Annotated in this window: 14 protein-coding genes; 4 read left to right on the top strand and 10 right to left on the bottom strand. The window is 63.9% G+C overall.

Annotation, left to right across the window (positions count from 1 at the left end):
• Nucleotides 1-464: 464 nt before the first annotated feature.
• From AC3D24_RS15940 to AC3D24_RS15950, 3 genes are all read right to left on the bottom strand, one after another.
• Nucleotides 465-1,529, bottom strand: coding sequence for a flagellin N-terminal helical domain-containing protein (locus AC3D24_RS15940; protein WP_489032129.1), 1,065 nt, complete (start codon nt 1,527-1,529; stop codon nt 465-467).
• Between the two features lie 637 nt (nt 1,530-2,166).
• On the bottom strand, nt 2,167-2,325 hold the full coding sequence (locus AC3D24_RS15945) for a hypothetical protein (protein WP_489032130.1): 159 nt from the start codon (nt 2,323-2,325) through the stop codon (nt 2,167-2,169).
• A gap of 197 nt (nt 2,326-2,522) precedes the next feature.
• Nucleotides 2,523-3,011 carry a PilZ domain-containing protein gene (locus AC3D24_RS15950; protein ID WP_489032131.1) on the bottom strand — a complete coding sequence of 163 codons (489 nt, stop codon included), beginning with the start codon at nt 3,009-3,011 and terminating at the stop codon, nt 2,523-2,525.
• Between the two features lie 295 nt (nt 3,012-3,306).
• On the opposite strand from AC3D24_RS15950, the gene AC3D24_RS15955 reads away from it, so the two are divergent.
• Nucleotides 3,307-4,686 (top strand): O-antigen ligase family protein, encoded by a 1,380-nt coding sequence (locus AC3D24_RS15955; RefSeq protein WP_489032132.1) that lies wholly within the window; start codon nt 3,307-3,309, stop codon nt 4,684-4,686.
• Nucleotides 4,687-4,713: 27 nt separating this feature from the next.
• Here AC3D24_RS15955 and AC3D24_RS15960 read toward each other — a convergent pair whose 3' ends face one another.
• From AC3D24_RS15960 to AC3D24_RS15980, 5 genes are all read right to left on the bottom strand, one after another.
• Complete coding sequence (locus tag AC3D24_RS15960; protein ID WP_489032133.1) at nt 4,714-5,589, bottom strand: acyltransferase family protein; 876 nt, start codon at nt 5,587-5,589, stop codon at nt 4,714-4,716.
• Nucleotides 5,590-5,717: 128 nt separating this feature from the next.
• Nucleotides 5,718-6,740 carry an arabinan endo-1,5-alpha-L-arabinosidase gene (locus tag AC3D24_RS15965; RefSeq protein ID WP_489032134.1) on the bottom strand — a complete coding sequence of 341 codons (1,023 nt, stop codon included), beginning with the start codon at nt 6,738-6,740 and terminating at the stop codon, nt 5,718-5,720.
• A 39-nt stretch (nt 6,741-6,779) separates the two neighbouring features.
• Nucleotides 6,780-7,781 (bottom strand): family 43 glycosylhydrolase, encoded by a 1,002-nt coding sequence (locus AC3D24_RS15970; protein ID WP_489032135.1) that lies wholly within the window; start codon nt 7,779-7,781, stop codon nt 6,780-6,782.
• Entirely contained in the window at nt 7,778-8,329 is a 552-nt protein-coding gene (locus AC3D24_RS15975; protein ID WP_489032136.1) for a hypothetical protein, read from the bottom strand. The genes AC3D24_RS15970 and AC3D24_RS15975 overlap by 4 nt, the downstream gene beginning before the upstream one ends.
• 30 nt (nt 8,330-8,359) lie before the next feature.
• Nucleotides 8,360-11,182: a TonB-dependent receptor gene (locus AC3D24_RS15980; RefSeq protein ID WP_489032137.1), complete on the bottom strand. Its 2,823-nt coding sequence runs from the start codon at nt 11,180-11,182 to the stop codon at nt 8,360-8,362.
• 334 nt (nt 11,183-11,516) lie between these two features.
• Between AC3D24_RS15980 and AC3D24_RS15985 the strand changes: the two genes are divergently transcribed.
• Complete coding sequence (locus tag AC3D24_RS15985; RefSeq protein WP_489032138.1) at nt 11,517-12,680, top strand: cellulase family glycosylhydrolase; 1,164 nt, start codon at nt 11,517-11,519, stop codon at nt 12,678-12,680.
• 50 nt (nt 12,681-12,730) lie between these two features.
• On the opposite strand, the gene AC3D24_RS15990 is transcribed toward AC3D24_RS15985, so the two are convergent.
• Nucleotides 12,731-14,533, bottom strand: coding sequence for an IlvD/Edd family dehydratase (locus AC3D24_RS15990; protein WP_489032139.1), 1,803 nt, complete (start codon nt 14,531-14,533; stop codon nt 12,731-12,733).
• 41 nt (nt 14,534-14,574) lie between these two features.
• Nucleotides 14,575-15,723: an aldose epimerase family protein gene (locus AC3D24_RS15995; RefSeq protein ID WP_489033179.1), complete on the bottom strand. Its 1,149-nt coding sequence runs from the start codon at nt 15,721-15,723 to the stop codon at nt 14,575-14,577.
• 153 nt (nt 15,724-15,876) lie between these two features.
• Here AC3D24_RS15995 and AC3D24_RS16000 point away from each other — a divergent pair, with 153 nt between their 5' ends.
• Both AC3D24_RS16000 and AC3D24_RS16005 read left to right on the top strand, forming a co-directional pair.
• Entirely contained in the window at nt 15,877-17,220 is a 1,344-nt protein-coding gene (locus tag AC3D24_RS16000; RefSeq protein WP_489032140.1) for a sugar MFS transporter, read from the top strand.
• A gap of 245 nt (nt 17,221-17,465) precedes the next feature.
• A complete protein-coding gene (locus tag AC3D24_RS16005) occupies nt 17,466-19,019 on the top strand; it encodes an aldehyde dehydrogenase (NADP(+)) (RefSeq protein ID WP_489032141.1) in 1,554 nt (517 codons plus the stop codon).
• Nucleotides 19,020-19,044: the final 25 nt, after the last annotated feature.

The raw sequence follows: 19,044 nt of genomic DNA on the forward strand, positions 1-19,044 counted from the left end.
ACTGGCTTAGCCCGAACCTCGTCAGCTGCCGCGGTCGCTCTATGGGCGACAGTTGTCCGCTTCTAGCTGCGACAGAATTGTGCGGTAGATGTGCGAGCCTGATCGCTCCGCGCTTTTCCGCTATGGCGGCTTGGGCAACGCAAGGGAGGCGAGAGTTGAAGAGGTGGTTCGGGAAATCTAAACGGTGGGGATAAGTGGATTGCCGATCTGACAGAGGCCAGCCCGGATCTCGACGCCGAGCATTGTGCCGAACTGCTCGATCACTGCATCGTCAATGCCTGCCTGCCGGTGTCATGCTGACCCTGGAGGCTGCGCTCGGTCCCGGCGAGTGCCGAGACCGGTTCCTGGGATGGAAGATCTGACCAATAAAGCGAGTTACTTGGTTCAAATTGTCTGTCCGGGTCCTGTGTGGGCCCGGGCAGCATAAACATTGTTGCGCTCGGGATTCAGGGCGGCTGGATAAGTTACTTGAGAAGCTTCAGAACGTCCTGCTGGCTTTGGTTGGCCTGCGCCAACATTGCCGTAGACGCCTGGCTGAGGATCTGGGCCTTGGCGAGATTCACTGTCTCCGCTGAAAAGTCCGTGTCCTCGATCCGCGAGCGAGCATCAGTAAGATTGGTGGCTGCGGTCGTCATGCTGTTCACACCTGCCTGAATGGCATTTTGCGACGCTCCCATGCTGGCTCTGACACTGCCGATGTTGGCAATCAGATCGTCGACCCGGGTCAACGTATTGCTCGTTCGGTACGGGTTCGTGACGTTCATCTCTTCCGTCAAAGTGAATGATTTCGATTTGGCATTGTGATAGTAAACCGTACGATACCAGCTGTCGCCGGGCCGCTGCGAAGCGGTGGTGCCAATATCTTCGAGCGTTACCGGCAACCCGGCAATTTTGGCGTCGGCGGTATAATCATCGAACGTGATCAGATGAGTTGCGCTTCCGTAATATGTCTCCGGCCCCGATAGTGAGATGTCGTAAACCGTTCGATAGTAATTCGTCGTCACTGGCGGAATGGATATACTGAACCTATCCGTTGCATTCGAGCCGATCTGCAAAGGGATAATCGTTCCCAGGTTGAGATTGCCGCGGGTCGGATCGGTATTGGCTGGCTGAGTGTTGAAGAGGGTTTTGCCATTGAAGGAAGTGTTCTTCAATGTTGCCTCGATCTGGGTCGCGAGTGCGGTGACCTCGGTCTGCATATTTTCGCGGTCGCTTGCCGTGTAAGTGTCCGAAGCCGACTGAATGGTCAGTTCGCGAATTCGTTGAGCCATATTCGTCACTTCGCCGAGCGCGGCATCGGCTGTCTCGATCAGGCTGATCCCGTCCACGGCGTTGCGAACGCCTTGGTTCATGCCTCTAATCTGCGACGTCATCGACGTGGAGATTGCCAACCCAGCAGAGTCATCAGCCGCGGAATTTATTCGCTTGCCCGTCGAAAGGTGGGTCATGGATTTGTCGAGCGCGGTCTGTGCGAGGCGCGAGGCACCCTGGGCACGAAGCGCTGCGCCATTGGTGTAAATGCCGGTCATCGAAATCCTCCCGAATACGCCGCCTACGCGCTCGTTCGATCAGCAGCCTATCGGGAGGGGTTCATGGTCGGACATCCGGTAAAATCCCGGATACTTAATTCGCCATTAGGCACGGGTAGGTGCGGTCGTTGTTCAGGAACTCGCTGTGATTTCGTCCAGGCGGGACCCTGCAGTGGAGCGCGTAAAACCAGAAATCCCGTATAGAACGCCTACCCACGGCCATGTCCGGCAGCGGCTTCGGCTCGATCCCAAGCGGGGCCGCCGGTCGTCCCACCCGCTTGCGCAGAAGGGTGCTGCGTCCCGGATCGCTTGCACAGCCGCGTTTCATACCCTCATTGAGCACGAGCCGCTCCCGGCCAAAGACCCTTCGGCCTGCGATGATGGTGCATGTTCGCGCCGAGAAGTTGCACCATCCGTACGTGGGTGTGCCCCCTTGCAGGCTGGACGACACCTGCCGAAGTGTTTCGCTCTCCGATCGATATCGCCGGCAAGAATGTCTAGTTCACCGAAGAGACCACAGAAGTCGTCGGTAAATCGATCGTTTGGTACAGAACCGTTCGGCGACTGAGACACCGACTGTCGCCAACCCCTACCCAACTTCCACAAATCCCGTCAGCCGACTCCGGGCGGCATATCTCTAGGGTGCCACGCGCGCGTCCTCTTCGAACACGAGCGCCAAGTATAGGTTTGCCAACGCGTAATGGCTCGAGCAGGCGTTCGGGTCTTCCGTGGCTGCGGCCATCTCGAGTTCCATCTCGGCACGACGCTCGTAATAGCGTCGATCGTCGTCCGTCACCGCGACCCTCCTCCTGCGTACCTATAATGTGTCGATAAACCCTCGGTGCGATCACTCGCATCGAGTCGTGTTCTAAGCCCCAGCGCGTACCATCACAAGAACTGTGTTCGCTTAATGTTCTCATGCTGACATCCGCCATGTGGAGGAGAAGACGCAGCCTTGTTGCCTCTTCGGCACCGCTGCCCCGTCAGCCACTGTCAGCTGGTCGCGTTACCGAGCACGGTCGCGGCGGCGTCTAACGGCACCGCCAATGCTCGGTAGCAGGAAATCGCGGCAAAGTAGGCGAGGCCCAGTCCGATCAGGGTCAGACAGACGAACTGGAATACCGACGAGCGGCGCCGGTTGCGGTCCGCCTGTTCGACGACGCGGCGGGCTGCGTCTTCGTCGCGCGTGGCGCGGCGGCGCTCGGCGATTGCCGGACGGCTCCTCAGCACGGGTTCGTTGACGAGGGCGGCAACGCTGATCGGATCCTGTGTCCGTACGCCAAACCGACTGCCGCCGATCCAGACGACGCGACCGATGATAACGAGCGTCCCGCGCCGGATGTCGACATAGGTGCCGATCGGCGGTGGGCTCGCGCTCGAGACGAGCAGGCCTTTGTCGGATACGTCGTGGATGCAGCCATTCGACCATTGGCCGCCGACGTTCATGCGGCATGGCACTGATAGCTCTCTGCAATGCGGCACTGTGTATCCGATCCGATCTATCGTCGCCGCGATCGGTATCCGCGTATGTCGTGGTGCCCTATCAGGGTAATATACCGGGCTGCGTCGGTACGGCCTCGACCGGCTGCGGCTTTGGAAGAAAAACGCGGCTCGGATGCTGCGAGTTCGCCATTCACAATGACGGCCGGCGTGCGTCCCGCCGTCCCGACTGCGGGCAACGCTGCGCTCGCGTAGGGAAAGGCGATGTCGCCCAAGATGTCGGATCGATACCGAGCGACACTAGCGCCGGTCCGCCGGGGAGTTATAGGATCTCCCCATGGCGACGAAAATTGACCAGCGGGCAAACCGACGCGTCGTCAGCGATGCCCGCGGGACGACGCTGCAGGCGCGTCGGCGGGCAATCGTCGCAAGCTTCACCTTTGCGATCTTCCTGTGGCTCGTGTTCATCGGCACGGCGCCGTTCCAGGAATGGACGCTTCAAACCGACTCCGCCAAGAGCGACGTCATCAACCAGCTGCTGTATGTCTGCATCACGTTGATACTGGTGTTCGGCACCGGTATTCCGACCAGGTCCAGCCTGTTCTGCATACCGCTCGGCATCGGCATATTGCTGGGCTATTGTTTCTTCAGCGTATCGTGGGCGATCGCGCCATTCGTGTCGCTGCGCCGGATCATCCAGACGACGATGGTGGTCTGGTTGGTATTCCGGTGCCTGAACGACATGGGCCCGACGCGGATGCTGCGGTTCGTCCGCTGGACGCTGATCGTGTTGCTGGTCGTCAATTATCTGACGGTGTACTTCACGCCGTTCGGTATCCACGCGGACATTCCGGGGGAGTATTCGTCGCTGGTCGGCGATTGGCGCGGTATCATTCCGCACAAGAACGTCGCGGGCGCGATGTGCAGCCTGACCATATTGCTGTTCCTGTTCGACAACCGGGAATTCTCCAGGCCCCTGTCCGCGCTGGTTATGCTCGGTGCGCTGATATTCCTCTATTTCACGCATTCGCGAACGTCCGAGGTCGCGCTCGCGCCGGCGATCATTCTGGGGATCGCGATCCGCCCCTACACCGCCAGCATTCGTACCGTGGCGGTGGTGCTCATGCTGTTGACCGCCGTATTCGCGATATTGTTGTTTTCGGGCAGCACGTCGTTCCTGGCGAACATCCTCAACGACCCCTACGCGTTGACCGGCCGCGGCGCGATCTGGCCATTGCTCCTGGAATATGCCGGCGAGCATCCGTGGACCGGGGCCGGTTTCGGATCGTTCTGGCTGATCGGCGATGCGAGTCCGATCTGGTCGCTGACGAGCGGATGGGTGGCGATCTATGCGGCGCACGGTCATAACGGCTTCCTCGATCTGCTGGTGACGATCGGCTTGCCCGGATTGGCGCTGGCGGTATTCGCGCTGGGTATCTGGCCGATGCTGCGGTTGCTGCTCAGCCCCGCGATCGACAAGTCGCATCGCTCGCTGCTGCTTGCGATGATCGTCTTCTGTCTGGGGCACAATCTGACCGAGTCCACGCTGCTGAGTGCGACCGCAGTCGTTGAGGTGTTCCTGATCATGGCGGTCGCGCTCGCGTACCGTGAAACCGATGCCGTCGCCGGGGGGCAGCGATCACTGCGGCACCGGATCACGCGGTGGATGCCGCGGGTTACTTGGCGCGACGACCAGCATGTCCGTCGGGGCCGCTGATCGGCCAGGACGGATGACCGTCGGACGTCACGTAATCCGGCGCGTCACCGGCAGATAGCGGCGCGCGGCCCACACCGATCCCAGCGCGAGCAGGAAGGTGACGGTGATCCCGCCATAGCCGACCGGGGAAGAGACGCGGCCCACGCACAACAGCCAGAAGATGTGCGACAGATAGACGCCCATCATGCACCGCGAGACACTCTCCACGGTCCAGCGACGCGGCAGGCGCCGCCCCATGATATCCGCGATCACGACCAGGCCCGCGCCCAGGGCATAGGGCAGGCTGACCCCCTCCAGGCCGAGCGACGCAACATATGCCAGAGCCACCCCCAGTGGCAGCAGCCACAGGAGGTGGGTACGGAGCGACCGGGACACCCCATAAGCGATCCCGACGAGCACCATCGGCGTGACGTGGATAAATTGGGTGAACGGAGAATCGATCGCGATCGACCATGGTCGCCACCAGGAAACCGTCAGCAACAGCGCGGTCGCACCGGCAAGCGTAACGAAAAACACGGTCCGTGGCGCGACCCGTCGCTTCACGGCATTCAGCGTCACGAGCACGACCCAGAGGTAGGGCAGGAACCAGAGGTGCCCCGCCGTACCCATCAACACGCCGCGCACCACGCCATGCTCCATGCCGACGATCGGCTGGTGCCGCGGGACGCTCAGCAGCCCGTAGAACAGCATCCAGAACGCCCAAGGCAACAACAGTGCCTTGGCGAGCATCGCCGCCGATCGAGAGCGGTACCAGTTTACGCCGGCATCCAGCATCGGCGACAGGATCGCGAAGACCACCAGGCCGGTGTAGAAGACGTTATGGCCGGAATAGTTGGAGTGATACCCTATGATGGCATAGGCAGACACGATCCTCAGCAGCTCGATCGCTTGGTTGCGCGTCACTATCGCTTCGTGATCGAGGGACCCGCCAGGCCGTTGGTCTTGCAATTCAATCGCACCTGCGCCGCTGTCCGGTGGTCACCCGTACCGTGAACCCGGCCCGGGCGCCATCGACGATCCAGACCCGCATCTCAGGTCAGCGCGATCGGCCAGTCCTGTGCATCCCAAGTCAGTTCGGCCAGCCGCAACGTCGGCCGCGCAGCATGCGCAACGTCATACGCATGATAGGCGATCAGGTCGCGCCCTGCGTCGCGGTACACGCCGCAATGGCCGGGGCCACGCCAGTTGGTCGATCCCCATGGCCGCTCGATGACGACCGCGCTGCCATAGCCGTCCATCATCTTGCGACCATCCTTGCCGACATAAGGGCCGGTTATCATGCGCGATCGGCCGACCGCGACGTAATAGTTGCTCTGTTCCTTTTTGCAGCAATAGTCATAGCTGGCGAACAGGTAGTACCAGCCGTCGCGGGGCAGGATGAAAGCGCCTTCGACCGGATTGTCGCCGCCGCCGGGGGCCGGGCGATAGGCGATCGAATGGAGTGTGGCGCCGGGTGTCGGCTTGCCAGTGCTGCGGTCTAGCGCGACGAGCTTCAGGCCGCTCCAATAGCTTCCGAACGCAAGCCAGTGGCCGCCGTCGTGATCGACGACGAAGTTCGCGTCGATGACGTTGTAGATCCCTCCGGCGAATGATTCGATCACCAGTCCATGGTCGGTCCAGCCATAATCGGGACTTGCACGATCGAGCGTCGGGCTGGTGGCAAAGCCCGTGACCGATCGCATCGCACCGCCGGTCGATACCGAGTAATATAAGCGGAACAGTCCATCGACATGGTGGATGTCCGGTGCCCACACCGCGGTCGCGCCGGGGATGGCTTTGGCGGCCCAAGCGGGAACGCCGAACGGCGATCCGTTGTCCCGCCAGGCGTGCAGGTCGGTCGATACGCGCCAGCTGGGGCCGGGCTGGCCCGACCAGCCACCCGATCCGAATACGTGATAGACACCGCCTTCGCGGATGATTGCCGGATCGTGGAGCCCGTCGAGATAGCCGGACAGTCCATCGTTGAGCGTCGCCGTCGCGCCGGACGCGGGTACGGTAAAAGCCGCCCCCGTGGCCAGCAAGCCCAGCGACAACACTGCGCGGCGGTCCATCATCACGCTACCCTTCGCACGCTGTCATTATGCACGCCGTCATCACGGCCGGGCGCCTGGAGGCAGCGTCGGCGCGGCGTCGCCGTCGGTCATCACGATCGGCAGGATGTTGCCGTCGGCGCCGTAGCGAACGCGGTCGATCGCAACCTGGCGCTCGCCCTTCAACGGCGCTGCCGCTGCTGGCTGATCCCAGCGATGATACACGATCAGCCATTCGCCCTGCGGCGTGCGGACGAAGCTGTGGTGCCCCGGCCCCTGGTGGCGGGCGTCGCTGGTCAGGATCGCGCCACGGTAGCGCCACGGGCCGACCGGGGAGGGGGCGGTCGCGTAATGGACCGAATAATCGGGGCCGTTCCAGTGGCCGTGGCTGTACGACAGGTAATAGACGCCGTTCCGTTCGTGCAGGAACGCCCCTTCGGTAAATTCAGGCGGCTGGTCGACCGGCACCTCGCGCACCAGGCTGATCATGTCGCGGCCGAGTTCCCATACGCGAAGCTTCGCGCCCGCGCTGCCGCCGGCATAAAGATAGGCCTTGCCCGAGCGCGGATCGACGAACGCCATCGGATCGATCGCCTCGAACTGGCCGTTAGCGCTTCGTCCGCCAGTGACGAGCGGACGACCGCTGTCGCGGTACGGTCCCTGCGGCGCATCGGCCACCGCGACACCGATCCGGCTCGGCGTCGGATTCTGCGGTCCGACCGAGTAATAGAGATACCATTTGCCGTCGCGCGTCGCGACGCCGGGTGCCCAGAGGAAATGCGCTTTCGCACCGTCGTCGCCGATCCAGCGAATCTGATCGTGGCGGAGGATTTCGCCGCGGCTGGCCCAGGTGTTCAGGTCGCGCGACGAGAAGGCGCCGAACCGGTCCGCGGCCCAGCTTCCTCCGGGGCCACCGGTCGGGAAGATCCACATCTCGCCATCGACCATCATCGCGTGAGGATCCGCGCCCTGGAACACCGGGTTACGGGCGATCGCCGCAGTGGCGACGACGAGCGCGATGCCGACTGCGCTGCCGATCCAGCGCTTTCCCGACGAGCGCGTCACTGTGCCGGCTGCCCGTAATCGAGCACGAACACCGGCCCGAGATCGAGCACCTGCTTCGCGGAATCGAGGTGCAGCGCGGCGTTCAACTGGCGCGGACCGTAATCCTGATCCGCGACGCCCTTCAGCTGGTACATCTTCCATTCCGGGCTGACTTCGAACGGTTGCTCGAAGATCGCGCGGACGACGGGTGTCGCCTCCAGCTGGACGCGACCGATCTTGCCGGGTGCGCCGTTCTCCGTCTCCTCGGCGCGCGCCCAGAAGGCGATGACGATCCGGTCGCCCTTCTTGACCGGCTTCAGCACCGGCGTGGTCACGCCCACTCGCCAGAAATCGGCATGCCCCTTCAAAGGTACGCGTAAGGCCTTGCCGAACTGAACGCCCTTGTCGGCGCGGATCGCGGGCGGAAGCCGCAACCCGTATGGGCTGAGCGCATCTACCCGCGGATCGTTTACCAACCGGTCGGCCATGCTCGGGGTATCGGCAGCCGCCACGACCGGGGCCGTCATCAGCGCCGTCAGCCCCAGCGCCGCAAGGAAAGTCATCCGCATGATCGTATCTCCTATGCTCGCTGTGTCAGGTCAGAACCGAAACCGTACGCCGAGCGAATAGGTACGCTCGAGGTAGATGATCTGCCGTGCATAGGTGTCGCCGGCATCGTCATATTGGCGCTCGCGTTGCAGCGGATTGCCGAGGAGGTTGACGATGTCGAATGCCAGCGTGACGCTCGGGATCGGGGTGACGGTGGTCGAAAAATCGAGCTGTCCGCGGCCCTTTTCATACGTGCCACGGACGCGGCGATCCGCGGTGTTGGCGGGATCTACATCCAGATTCTCCTGGCTGTAGAAGCTGACGAACCGCGAGCGGTAGTTATAGGCCAATCGCGCCGAGAAGAACGGCCGTTCGTACAGCGCGACCACGTTGTAGGTCCACTTCGACACGCCGTTGAACGGTACCCGTCGATTGCCAAGCAGGCGGTTGAAGTCCGGCGACAGATCACCCTTCGAATCGACGTACGTGCCATTGGCCTGGAGGCCGAAGCCCTTCGCCCAATCGGGCAGCCCGTCGATGTCGAGGAAGCTGGAGAACGCCACTTCGGCGCCCTGGAAGCGCGTATCGCCCGAATTCACCGGCTGGTTGATCTGCAACAGGCCGTAGACCGGATCGTTCACCAGCGTCAGGCTGTTGAAGATGAACCCCTGCGCGTCCCGGCGGAAGATGGCGCCGGTCAGCGATCCACTGCGCGAGAAGTAATATTCCAGGCTCGCATCATAGTTGTTGGAGGTTAGCGGCACGAGGTTCGGATTGCCGCCGCTGGCGGTGCGGTAGGTCTGCGTGATCGTGCCGTTGTTGTTGACGATCGGCGTGTTGTCGCTGCGCAACGGATCGATGGTGAGCGTCGGATTGAGCGAGAGGAAATTGGGCCGGGTCCGCGTCTGGGTGTAGGCCAGGCGCAACTGGAGTTCGTCGCTCAGCCCAACGCGGGCGCTGACGTTCGGTAGATAGTCGGTATAGTCCTTCGACTGCGTCGTCGGCACGAACGTCTCCGTATTGTCGGTCAGGACACGGTTGAAGCCGGCGATCCGCGTCTTGGTCTTGACCGCACGGATGCCAACCAGCCCGTCGACCGTGATGCTACCGAGATCGAAGCCGTATTTGACCTGGCCATAGGCGGCATAGGCCTTCTCGTTCGCGACGAAATTCTCGGTCGGGTTGAACAGGGGGGGCCCCGCCGGTGCGCCATAGAAGGTACGCAACTGCGCGAGGTTCTCGCGGATGCTGTCCGACGAGGCGGCAACGAAGGTCCGCACCGGGAATACGCCGTTATAGTCGAAGCCCGCATTGGTCGATTCCAGTCCGACCGGTATGCCGGACAAGGGTATCCCGGCAGGGAGATTGAACCGATAGTCCGTCCCGCGATCGCGCGTGGCATCACGGTCATTATACCGCACGCCGAACTGGATCCGTCGCAGCAGTCCCTCTCCCACATCATATTGGAGATCGGCACGGGTCTGGACGTCCTTGCCGGTGACCACCAGCAGCTCCTGGTAGAAACCACGGCTTAGGAAATTGGCGGGATTGGTGACGTCGAAATTGACGAAGTCGAAGCTTGGGCCGCCATCCTTGCCGGCATCGAAACTCACGTTGCGGACCGGCGAACTGGCGAACGTGTTGTCGATGTTGACCAGATCGGCGGTGTATTTGCTGTCCGTATAGGCGACGTCGGCGGATATCTGCAGTCTGTCGTGCTTCCAGATGGCGCCGCCACCAGCCTGATACGTATCGGTCTTGCCGTGGAACGAGCCCGAATAGCCATCGGGCGCGACCGCGTTGCTGACGGTGAAGCTTTGCGCCTGGCTGGGATTGTCGCGGTTCGTGACGAGGTTGCTCAGGCGGATGTCGCCGAAGATCGGGACGAACATGTAGCGGTTGGTGTCTTCGCTGCGGAACCCCTGGAACAGGCCGTCGGCGTAGATTTCCAGCTCGGGCGTCGGCTTCCACTGGAACGCAGCGTTGGCCGACGGCCGCCAGCGATGGCCACCACCATAGAACAGCGCCTGCGCATCGGGATACCGGACGTTGGGCGTCGTGCCCTGCGCGGCACTGGTAGTGCCGATCACGAGCGACTGTTCGCGCGTCGAATCGAGAAAATCGATGCCCACGAACGAGCCATTCACGAGCAAGCCCATCTCGCCGATCCCGGTGTCCCAGCGGTCGCTAATCAGCAGGTTGCCGTTCCACGACGTTTTGCCCGATTGTTCCCAGGCAACGCCGTTGGCGGACCCGGACAGTTCGAAACCGTTGAAGTCGAACGGGCGGCGACCGCGGACGTTGACCTGGCCGCCGATGCCGCCCTCGATCAGATTGGCGGTGCCTGATTTATAGACTTCGAGCGCGGCGACCGTGCCGGCCGGAAAATCCTGGATCTGGACGAAGCGGCCTTCGGCGGTGAAAATCTCGCGTCCGTTGTATGTCGTGCTGAGATCGGGCAGCCCGCGAACGGTAACGCCCGCCGATTCGCCGCCGCCACGCGATACCTGCACGCCCGATACGCGTGCCAGCGCCGATGAGGCGAAGGTGTCGGGCAGCTTGCCGATGTCCTCGGCGACGATCGCATCGACGATGCCGTCCGAGTTGCGCTTGATCGCCTGCGCCGACTCCAGGCTGCGACGAAGCCCCGTAACGACGATATCGCCGTCTCCTTCTGCCGGGCTTTCCTGCAACGCGGGCTGCGGCGCAGCGGGGTTCGCATTCTGATCGGAGGCGGTGGTCGGCTTGGGCAAGTCCTGGCCGCCAGCCTTGATCTTCGCTGTCGAATTATCCGATGTCTGTGCGGTAGCTGGCGTCACGGAAGCCAGCGCCAAGGCGGCCACGGATACGCACAGAAGTGCCCTTGCTTTCATGTCTCTCTCCCCTTTGGTGTCGATGGTTTTCCACGCGACTTGGGGAACACGCTAAAACGATCCAGCGAGACTGGCAAACTGTTTGTAGGACAAGATGGCAGGAATCTTCGATCGCTTCCTAGCGGTTCGAGGTTTCGGCCGCTAGGATGACGGCAGGCGCGGAAACAGCGCCGCGGTCATGCCGTCGTATCGTCAAGCGGACGAACGGGGAGCCGCTAACAGGAGAGGAAAGCCCGTGAACCTAGGCACTTCGGCGCGAACGTCCGATTGGACGGGAAAAGCAGTTTACTCAGGCAAAGCGCATAGCGGGATCGTTGCCGTCGGCAGAGCGCGTGTGTCTAGGCCGCTCTACCTTGCCCTTCTTGCCACCGCCGTGTTCTCCGCCAGCCCCGCCGAAGCGCGCGGTCGCTGGACCGAGGCGCAGGCGAAAACCTGGTATGCTGCGCAGCCCTGGCTGGTCGGCTCGAACTACGCGCCGGCCACCGCGATCAACCAGCTCGAAATGTGGCAGGCGGCGACCTGGGATCCCAAGCGGATCGATTACGAACTGGGCCTCGCGCAGGGTATCGGCATGAACACGATGCGCGTGTTCCTCCACGACCAGCTCTGGCAGCAGGATCCCGAAGGCTTCCAGCAGCGGATCGAGGCGTTCCTAGCGATCGCCAAGGCCCACGGGATCAAGCCGCTGTTCGTGTTGTTCGACAGCTGCTGGGATCCCGATCCGAAGCTCGGGCCGCAGCATCCGCCGATCCCCGGGGTGCATAATTCGGGGTGGGTGCAGGGGCCGGGGATGCCGGGCCTCCGTGATCGCACGCGCTATCCCGGCTACAAGGCGTATGTGCAGGGCGTGATCGGTGCGTTCGCGAAGGACGACCGGATCCTCGGCTGGGACGTGTGGAACGAACCGGACAACGGCGCCGACCAGTATAAGGGGCAGGAGGGCAAGGAACCGTTGGTCCGCGCGATGCTCGCGCAGGTATTCGACTGGGCGCGCGATGCCGACCCGTCGCAACCGCTCACCTCGGGCGTGTGGCTCGGCGACGACTGGGCACCGGGCGGCAAGGCGTCGGCGATGGAGAAGCTGCAACTCGCGCAGTCGGACGTCGTGACGTTCCACGACTATAGTTGGCCTGAGACGTTCGAGCGGCGGATCAAGCAGTTGCTGCCGTATAATCGCCCGGTGATCTGCACCGAATATATGGCGCGCGGCAATGGATCGACGTTCGACGGGTCGCTGCCGATCGGCAAGCGCTACAATGTCGGGATGATGAACTGGGGCTTCGTCGACGGCAAGACGCAGACGCGGCTACCGTGGGACAGCTGGCAGAAGCCGTACGTTCTGGCCGAGCCGACGATCTGGTTTCACGAGGTGTTCCGGAACGACGGCACACCGTATCGTCAGGCCGAGACCGATCTGATCCGGCGGATGAGTGCCGCCCAGAAGGGCGTCGTACCGGCGTCCCCGTCCGAGGCGCCGACGGGACGTCGCCAACGGTAGAATACGCAGCAGCATCGCCCCCCCGACTGGAAGGCGATGCTGCGTGCGTGTCAGTGGTTGTCGCGCGGCAGGCCCATGGTCTGGGCGATGCGCTGGTATTTCTCGGCGCCTTCGAGGATCGCGCCGGTTTCCATCTGGCCCACGGTGGCCCGCTGGATTTCCTGCCACGGGGTCTGCGACCGCGGGAAGGCATAGCCACCCGCCTCGGTCAGCGCACGACGGCGCTCGGCGAGCTCTTCGTCGGAGATCAGGACGTTGGCCGAACCCTTGGCGAGATCGATGCGGACGCGGTCGCCGGTGCGGATCAGCGCGAGACCGCCCATTGCTGCCGCTTCGGGCGATGCGTTGAGGATCGAAGGCGAGCCCGAGGTGCCGGACTGACGACCGTCGCCGATGCAGGGGAGGGCGTGGACGCCTTCGCGGATCAGATACGCCGGCGGCCGCATGTTCACGACCTCGGCCGCGCCTGGATAGCCGATCGGTCCCGCGCCGCGCATGAACAGCAACGTGTCGGTGGTGATGCCGAGCGACGGATCGTCGATCCGGTGGTGATAGTCTTCGGGACCGTCGAACACGACCGCGGGGCCCTCGAACGCCTCGAGATCGTCCGGATTGCTGAGATAGCGCTCACGGAATTCCGGCGAGATCACGCTGGTCTTCATGATCGCCGAGTCGAACAGGTTGCCGCGCAACACGATGAAGCCGGCATCCTCCAGCAACGGTGTCGCGAACGGACGGATGACGCGCTCGTCCTCGATCGTCGCGGTCCGGCAGTTATCGCCGATCGACTTGCCGTTGGCGGTCATCGCGTCCTCGTGGATCAGGCCCTGCTTCATCAGTTCGGCCACCACCGCAGGCACGCCGCCGGCATGATAATAATCCTCGCCGAGATACTCGCCGGCGGGCTGCAGGTTGACCATCAGCGGCACCTTGTGGCCGTGCGTCTGCCAGTCGTCGATCGGCAGGTCGACGCCGATGTGGCGCGCGATCGCCGCCAGATGGATCGGTGCGTTGGTCGATCCGCCGATCGCGGAATTGACGACGATCGCGTTGTGGAACGCGTCCTTGGTCAGGATGTCCGATGGCTTCAAATCTTCCGAAACCATGTCGACGATGCGCTTGCCGGTGCGATACGCGACCTCCTGGCGATCACGATAGGGCGCGGGGATGGCGGCCGAGCCGGGCAGCTGCATGCCGAGCGCCTCGGCGAGCGAATTCATCGTCGTCGCGGTGCCCATCGTGTTGCAATAACCCGTGGAGGGCGCCGACGACGCGACGAGCTTGATGAAGCCCTCGTCGTCGATCGCGCCGGTCGCGAGCAGTTCGCGCGCCTTCCACACGATCGTGCCCGAGCCGGTCCGCTCGCCCTTGTGCCAGCCGTTGAGCATCGGCCCGACGGATAGCGCAATCGCCGGGATGTTGACGGTCGCCGCCGCCATCAGGCAGGCCGGCGTGGTCTTGTCGCAACCGATCGTCAGCACGACGCCGTCGAGCGGATAGCCGTAGAGCACTTCGACCAGCGCGAGGTACGCGAGGTTGCGGTCGAGCCCGGCGGTCGGACGCTTGCCGGTTTCCTGGATCGGGTGAACCGGGAATTCGAGCGCGATGCCGCCAGCTTCACGAATGCCTTCGCGCAGGCGTTCGGCCAGAACCAGGTGGTGGCGATTGCAGGGGCTCAGGTCGCTGCCGGTCTGGGCGATGCCGATGATCGGCTTGCCCGAGCGCAGTTCCTCCAGGCTCAGCCCGAAGTTCAGATAGCGCTCCAGATAGAGCGCGGTCATGTCGATGTTCTCGGGGTTGTCGAACCACGCGCGGCTGCGAAGTTTGGGCGTGTCGGGGATCGGGTCGGTCATGGGGCGCTTTCTGGAGATCGGGCTGGAGTTCGGTGTCGGTATCAGCGGGCGACCGACACGCGGTAGATCATGCGGTGATGATAGGGCTTGCCGGGATCGACTCGCGCCGACCCGAACGCGGGCTGGTTGGGCGTGTCCGGAAATTTCTGCGGTTCGAGCGCGAGTCCGTCGCCCATCCGGTACACATGGCCCGACTTGCCGACCAGCGTGCCGTCGAGGAAATTACCCGAATAGAACTGCACGCCGGGCTCGGTGGTCAGTACTTCGAGGACGCGGCCCGATGCCGGATCCTCGACGCGAGCCGCAAGGCCGGGCTCGGGCGTCGCGCCCTTGTCGAGCACGAAATTGTGATCCCAGCCGCGGCCGATCACGATCTGCGGATCGTGGCCGTCGCGGATGCCGTCGGAAAGCGCGCGTCCCTTCGTGAAGTCGAACACGGTGCCGGCGACGGGCTTCATCTCGCCGGTCGGGATCAGCGTCGCATTGACCGGCGTGTAGCGGCGCGCGGGGATCGTCAGGCGTTGGCCGTAGATCCCGGTCGCCGAGCCTTCGCCGGCGAGATCGAACAGTGCGTGGTTGGTGAGGTTGACGATCGTCGGCGCATCGCTGGTCGCGTCGAAGTCGATCGTCAGCGCGCCCTTGTCGTCGAGCGCATACGTGACCTTGACCGCCAGCGTGCCCGGATAGCCCTGGTCGCCCGCCGGGCTGGTCAGCGTCATCACGACCTTGGCCTGTGTGCCAGCCCCCGTACCACTGGTGACCGAGACGATCTTCCAGACGTGCTTGTCGAACCCGACCGTACCGCCATGCAGCGTGTTGGTCTTGTCGTTGAGCGTGATCTGATACGGCTTGCCGTCGAGCGTGAAGCGGCCCCCGGCGATGCGGTTGGCATAGCGACCGATCGTCTGACCCCAGAAATTGGGTGCGCTGATGTAGCTTGCGGCATCGTCGTACCCGAGCGTGATATCGGCCGTCTTGCCATTGCGATCGGGCGCGTTGAACGACTGGAGCGTCGCGCCGAGCGTCATGATCCGCGCGCTGACGCCGTTGCTGCCGGTCAGCGTCACCGCCTCGATCGCGGTGCCGTCGGGAAGCGCGCCGAACGCCGCGCGCTTCGCCGTGGCGGCGTTTGCCGCCTGTGCCGAAAGCGCCGTGAGTACGGTCGCCACGATGATCCCCGACTTTGTCATTGCGCGCATTCCGGTTCCCGTCCTTAATAGTGCGGCGCCGTTGACGCGCCTTGCGTGGCTATATAGTCCGACAATATATTTTTGAGCAAGCCATGCGGGAAAAGACTGTCGATACAGTCGCCGACACGGCACGGAGGATGAACGATTATGGCGATGCCAATACAGACGCAACGGCCAAGTGAGGGCGCCGCGACCCATACCGCGTTGGGCCCCGCGTCGGGCTCCACGTCTGGCGCCGCGCCGAGCTATCGCTCCGCGCTGACCCTGCTGGCCAGCCTGTTTTTCATGTGGGGCTTCATCACGGTCATCAACAACACGTTGCTGCCGCACCTGCGCAGCGTGTTCGACCTCAGTTACACGCAGACCACGCTGATCGAGAGCGTCTGGTTCATCGCCTATTTCTTCGCCTCGATCCCGTCGGCCAAGCTGATCGAGCGGGTCGGCTATCAGCGCGCGATGGTGTTCGGGCTCGGCTTGATGGCGGTCGGTGCGCTGATGATGGTGCCCGCCGCGCGGCTTCCGAGTTACGGCGTGACGCTGTTCGCGCTGTTCGTGATCGCGAGCGGCATCACGCTGCTCCAGGTTGCGGCCAACCCCTATGTCGCGGTGGTCGGCCCGCCCGAGACCGCGTCGTCGCGGCTCAACCTCGTGCAGGCGTTCAACTCGGCCGGCGCGACGCTGGCGCCGTTGTTCGGTGGCTATCTGATCCTCGGTCGCTCGACCTCGGGCACTGCAGTTGCCGGGTCGACCGCGGTGCTGACGCCCGCTGAGCGGCTTGCTGACGCGCAGTCGGTGGTGTTGCCGTATCTGATCGTCGCGGGCGTGCTGGTGGTGCTGGCGATCGTGATCGCGCGCTTCCCGTTGCCGGCGATGGGCTCGTCTACGCAACGCTCGGCCAAGGCGGACCGCAAGGGGCTGTCGCTCTGGTCGCACCGCAACCTCGTGCTCGGCATCCCGGCGATCTTCATCTACCTGATCGCCGAGATCGGCGTCGCCAACCTGTTCATCAACTTCGTCAGCCAGCCGCAGATCGGCAATTTGACGCATGAACAGGCGTCGCATTACCTGTTCATCCTGTGGGGCGGAATGATGGTCGGCCGGCTGATCGGCAGCGTCGTGATGCGGACGATCCCCGCCGAGCGCGTGCTGGCACTGGCGAGCATCGGCGCGTTCATCGTCATGCTGATCGCGACGTTCACGACGGGGCATGTCGCGATGTGGGCGTTGATCTCGGTCGGGCTATTTCACTCGATCATGTTCCCGACGATCTTTACGCTCGGGATCAAGGGCCTCGGCCCGCTCACCGAAGAGGGCTCGGGTCTGCTGATCATGGCGATCGCCGGCGGCGCGCTGGTGATCGTGCAGGGCTGGCTCGCCGACACCTACGGGTTGCAGACGTCGTTCCTGCTGACCGCGGCGTGCGAACTCTACATCCTGTTCTATGCGCTCTGGGGCTCGAAGGTCACCGATCCGCTGCCCGACCAGCGCGCCGCTTGAACGCCTGCTATGGATGGAGCCTCGGTGCTCCATCCATGACGGCATATTCTTCGCGCTCGGCCCCTCGGCGCGCAACGCTGCGCTGAGGGCGGCTTGATCGCCCGGCGCGGTCGCATTGCGACTGAGGTGGTCGCCGCGGCCAGGCTTACCCTTGTCAGCTTGCAGCGTGCCCGCACACCCTTCGCCGAACGAGATTGCCAAAGCGCGACGCCGCTTATATGTCCGAGTATAGGGAGTAGGCACCAATGTCCGATGTGAAAGAATCCAACGTGGCCGATCGTACGAGCTTTCGCTCGGTCGAGGCTGCAACCGGCACCGCTGTCGGTGAGGCGTTCGCGGTCCATGGCCCGGCCGAGGTCGATGCCGCCTGCGCCGCCGCGGATGCTGCCTTCGATGCGTACCGCGCCACCAGCAATGACGCGCGCGCCGACTTTCTCGAGCGGATCGGCGAAGAGATCGTCGCGCTCGGCGACGACCTGATCGTCACCGCGATGCGCGAAAGCGGCTTGCCGCGCGCACGGCTGGAAGGGGAGCGCGGGCGTACCGTTGGTCAGCTTAATCTGTTCGCCGGCGTCGTCCGTCGTGGCGGCTGGATGGGGCTGCGGATCGATCCCGCGCTCCCCGATCGTGCGCCGCTGCCGCGTCCCGACCTGCGGCTGCGGATGATCCCGCTCGGCCCGGTCGCGGTGTTTGGCGCGAGCAATTTCCCGTTGGCGTTCTCGACCGCCGGTGGCGACACCGCATCGGCGCTAGCGGCCGGTTGCGCCGTGGTGGTCAAGGGTCACCCCGCGCATCCCGCTACCGGCGCGATGGTCGCGGGCGCGATCGACGCTGCGATTGCGGCCTGTGGGTTGCCCAAGGGCGTGTTCGCGCATCTGGTCGGTCCCGGTAACGATCTCGGTAGCGCGCTGGTACAGGATCCGCGCATTGCCGCGGTCGGGTTCACCGGATCGCGCGCGGGCGGCTTGGCGCTCGTGAAACTGGCGCAGGCCCGCGAAGTTCCGATCCCGGTCTATGCCGAGATGTCGAGCATCAACCCGGTCGTGCTGCTGCCCGAGGCCTTGAAGGCTCGTGGCGCTGCGCTCGGGACGGCGTTCGTCGGGTCGCTGACGATGGGCGCGGGGCAGTTCTGCACCAACCCCGGTCTCGTGCTCGCGATCGAGGGCGAGGGGCTTGATGCGTTCGTGTCGGCCGCGGCCACCGCGCTGCCTGAAGCGCCTGCCGCGACGATGCTCACCGGCGGTATCCACGCCGCATACGAGCAGGGCATCGCCGCACTCGCCAGCCACGACGCGGTGAACGAGATCGCGCGCGGCAAGGTCGGCGAAGGCGTCGCGCAGGGGCAGGCGGCGTTCTTCGAGACTACCGCCGCGCAGTTCCTGTCCGACAAGGCGCTGGGCCACGAAGTGTTCGGTGCGTCGTCGCTGCTGGTCCGCTGCACGAGCGAGGACGAACTCCACGCCGTACTGCGCGCCGCCGAGGGTCAGCTTACCGCGACGATCCAGATGGACAACGCTGATGCCGACATGGCGTCGCGACTGATCCCGCTGCTCGAGCGAAAGGCCGGGCGTATCCTCGCGAACGGCTGGCCTACCGGTGTCGAGGTCGCGCATGCGATGGTGCATGGCGGTCCGTTCCCGGCGACGTCGGACGGCCGCACGACCTCGGTCGGCAGCCTTGCGATCGATCGGTTCCTGCGGCCGGTGTCGTATCAGAACCTGCTGCCCGAACTGCTGCCGGAGGTGCTGCGTGACGGCACGACCGCGCCGCGGCTGATCGACGGCGTTCCCGCCAACTAAACCGACATATCTGGGGCGAACCGTA

The organism is Sphingomonas sp. SL1004, from assembly GCF_057815015.1.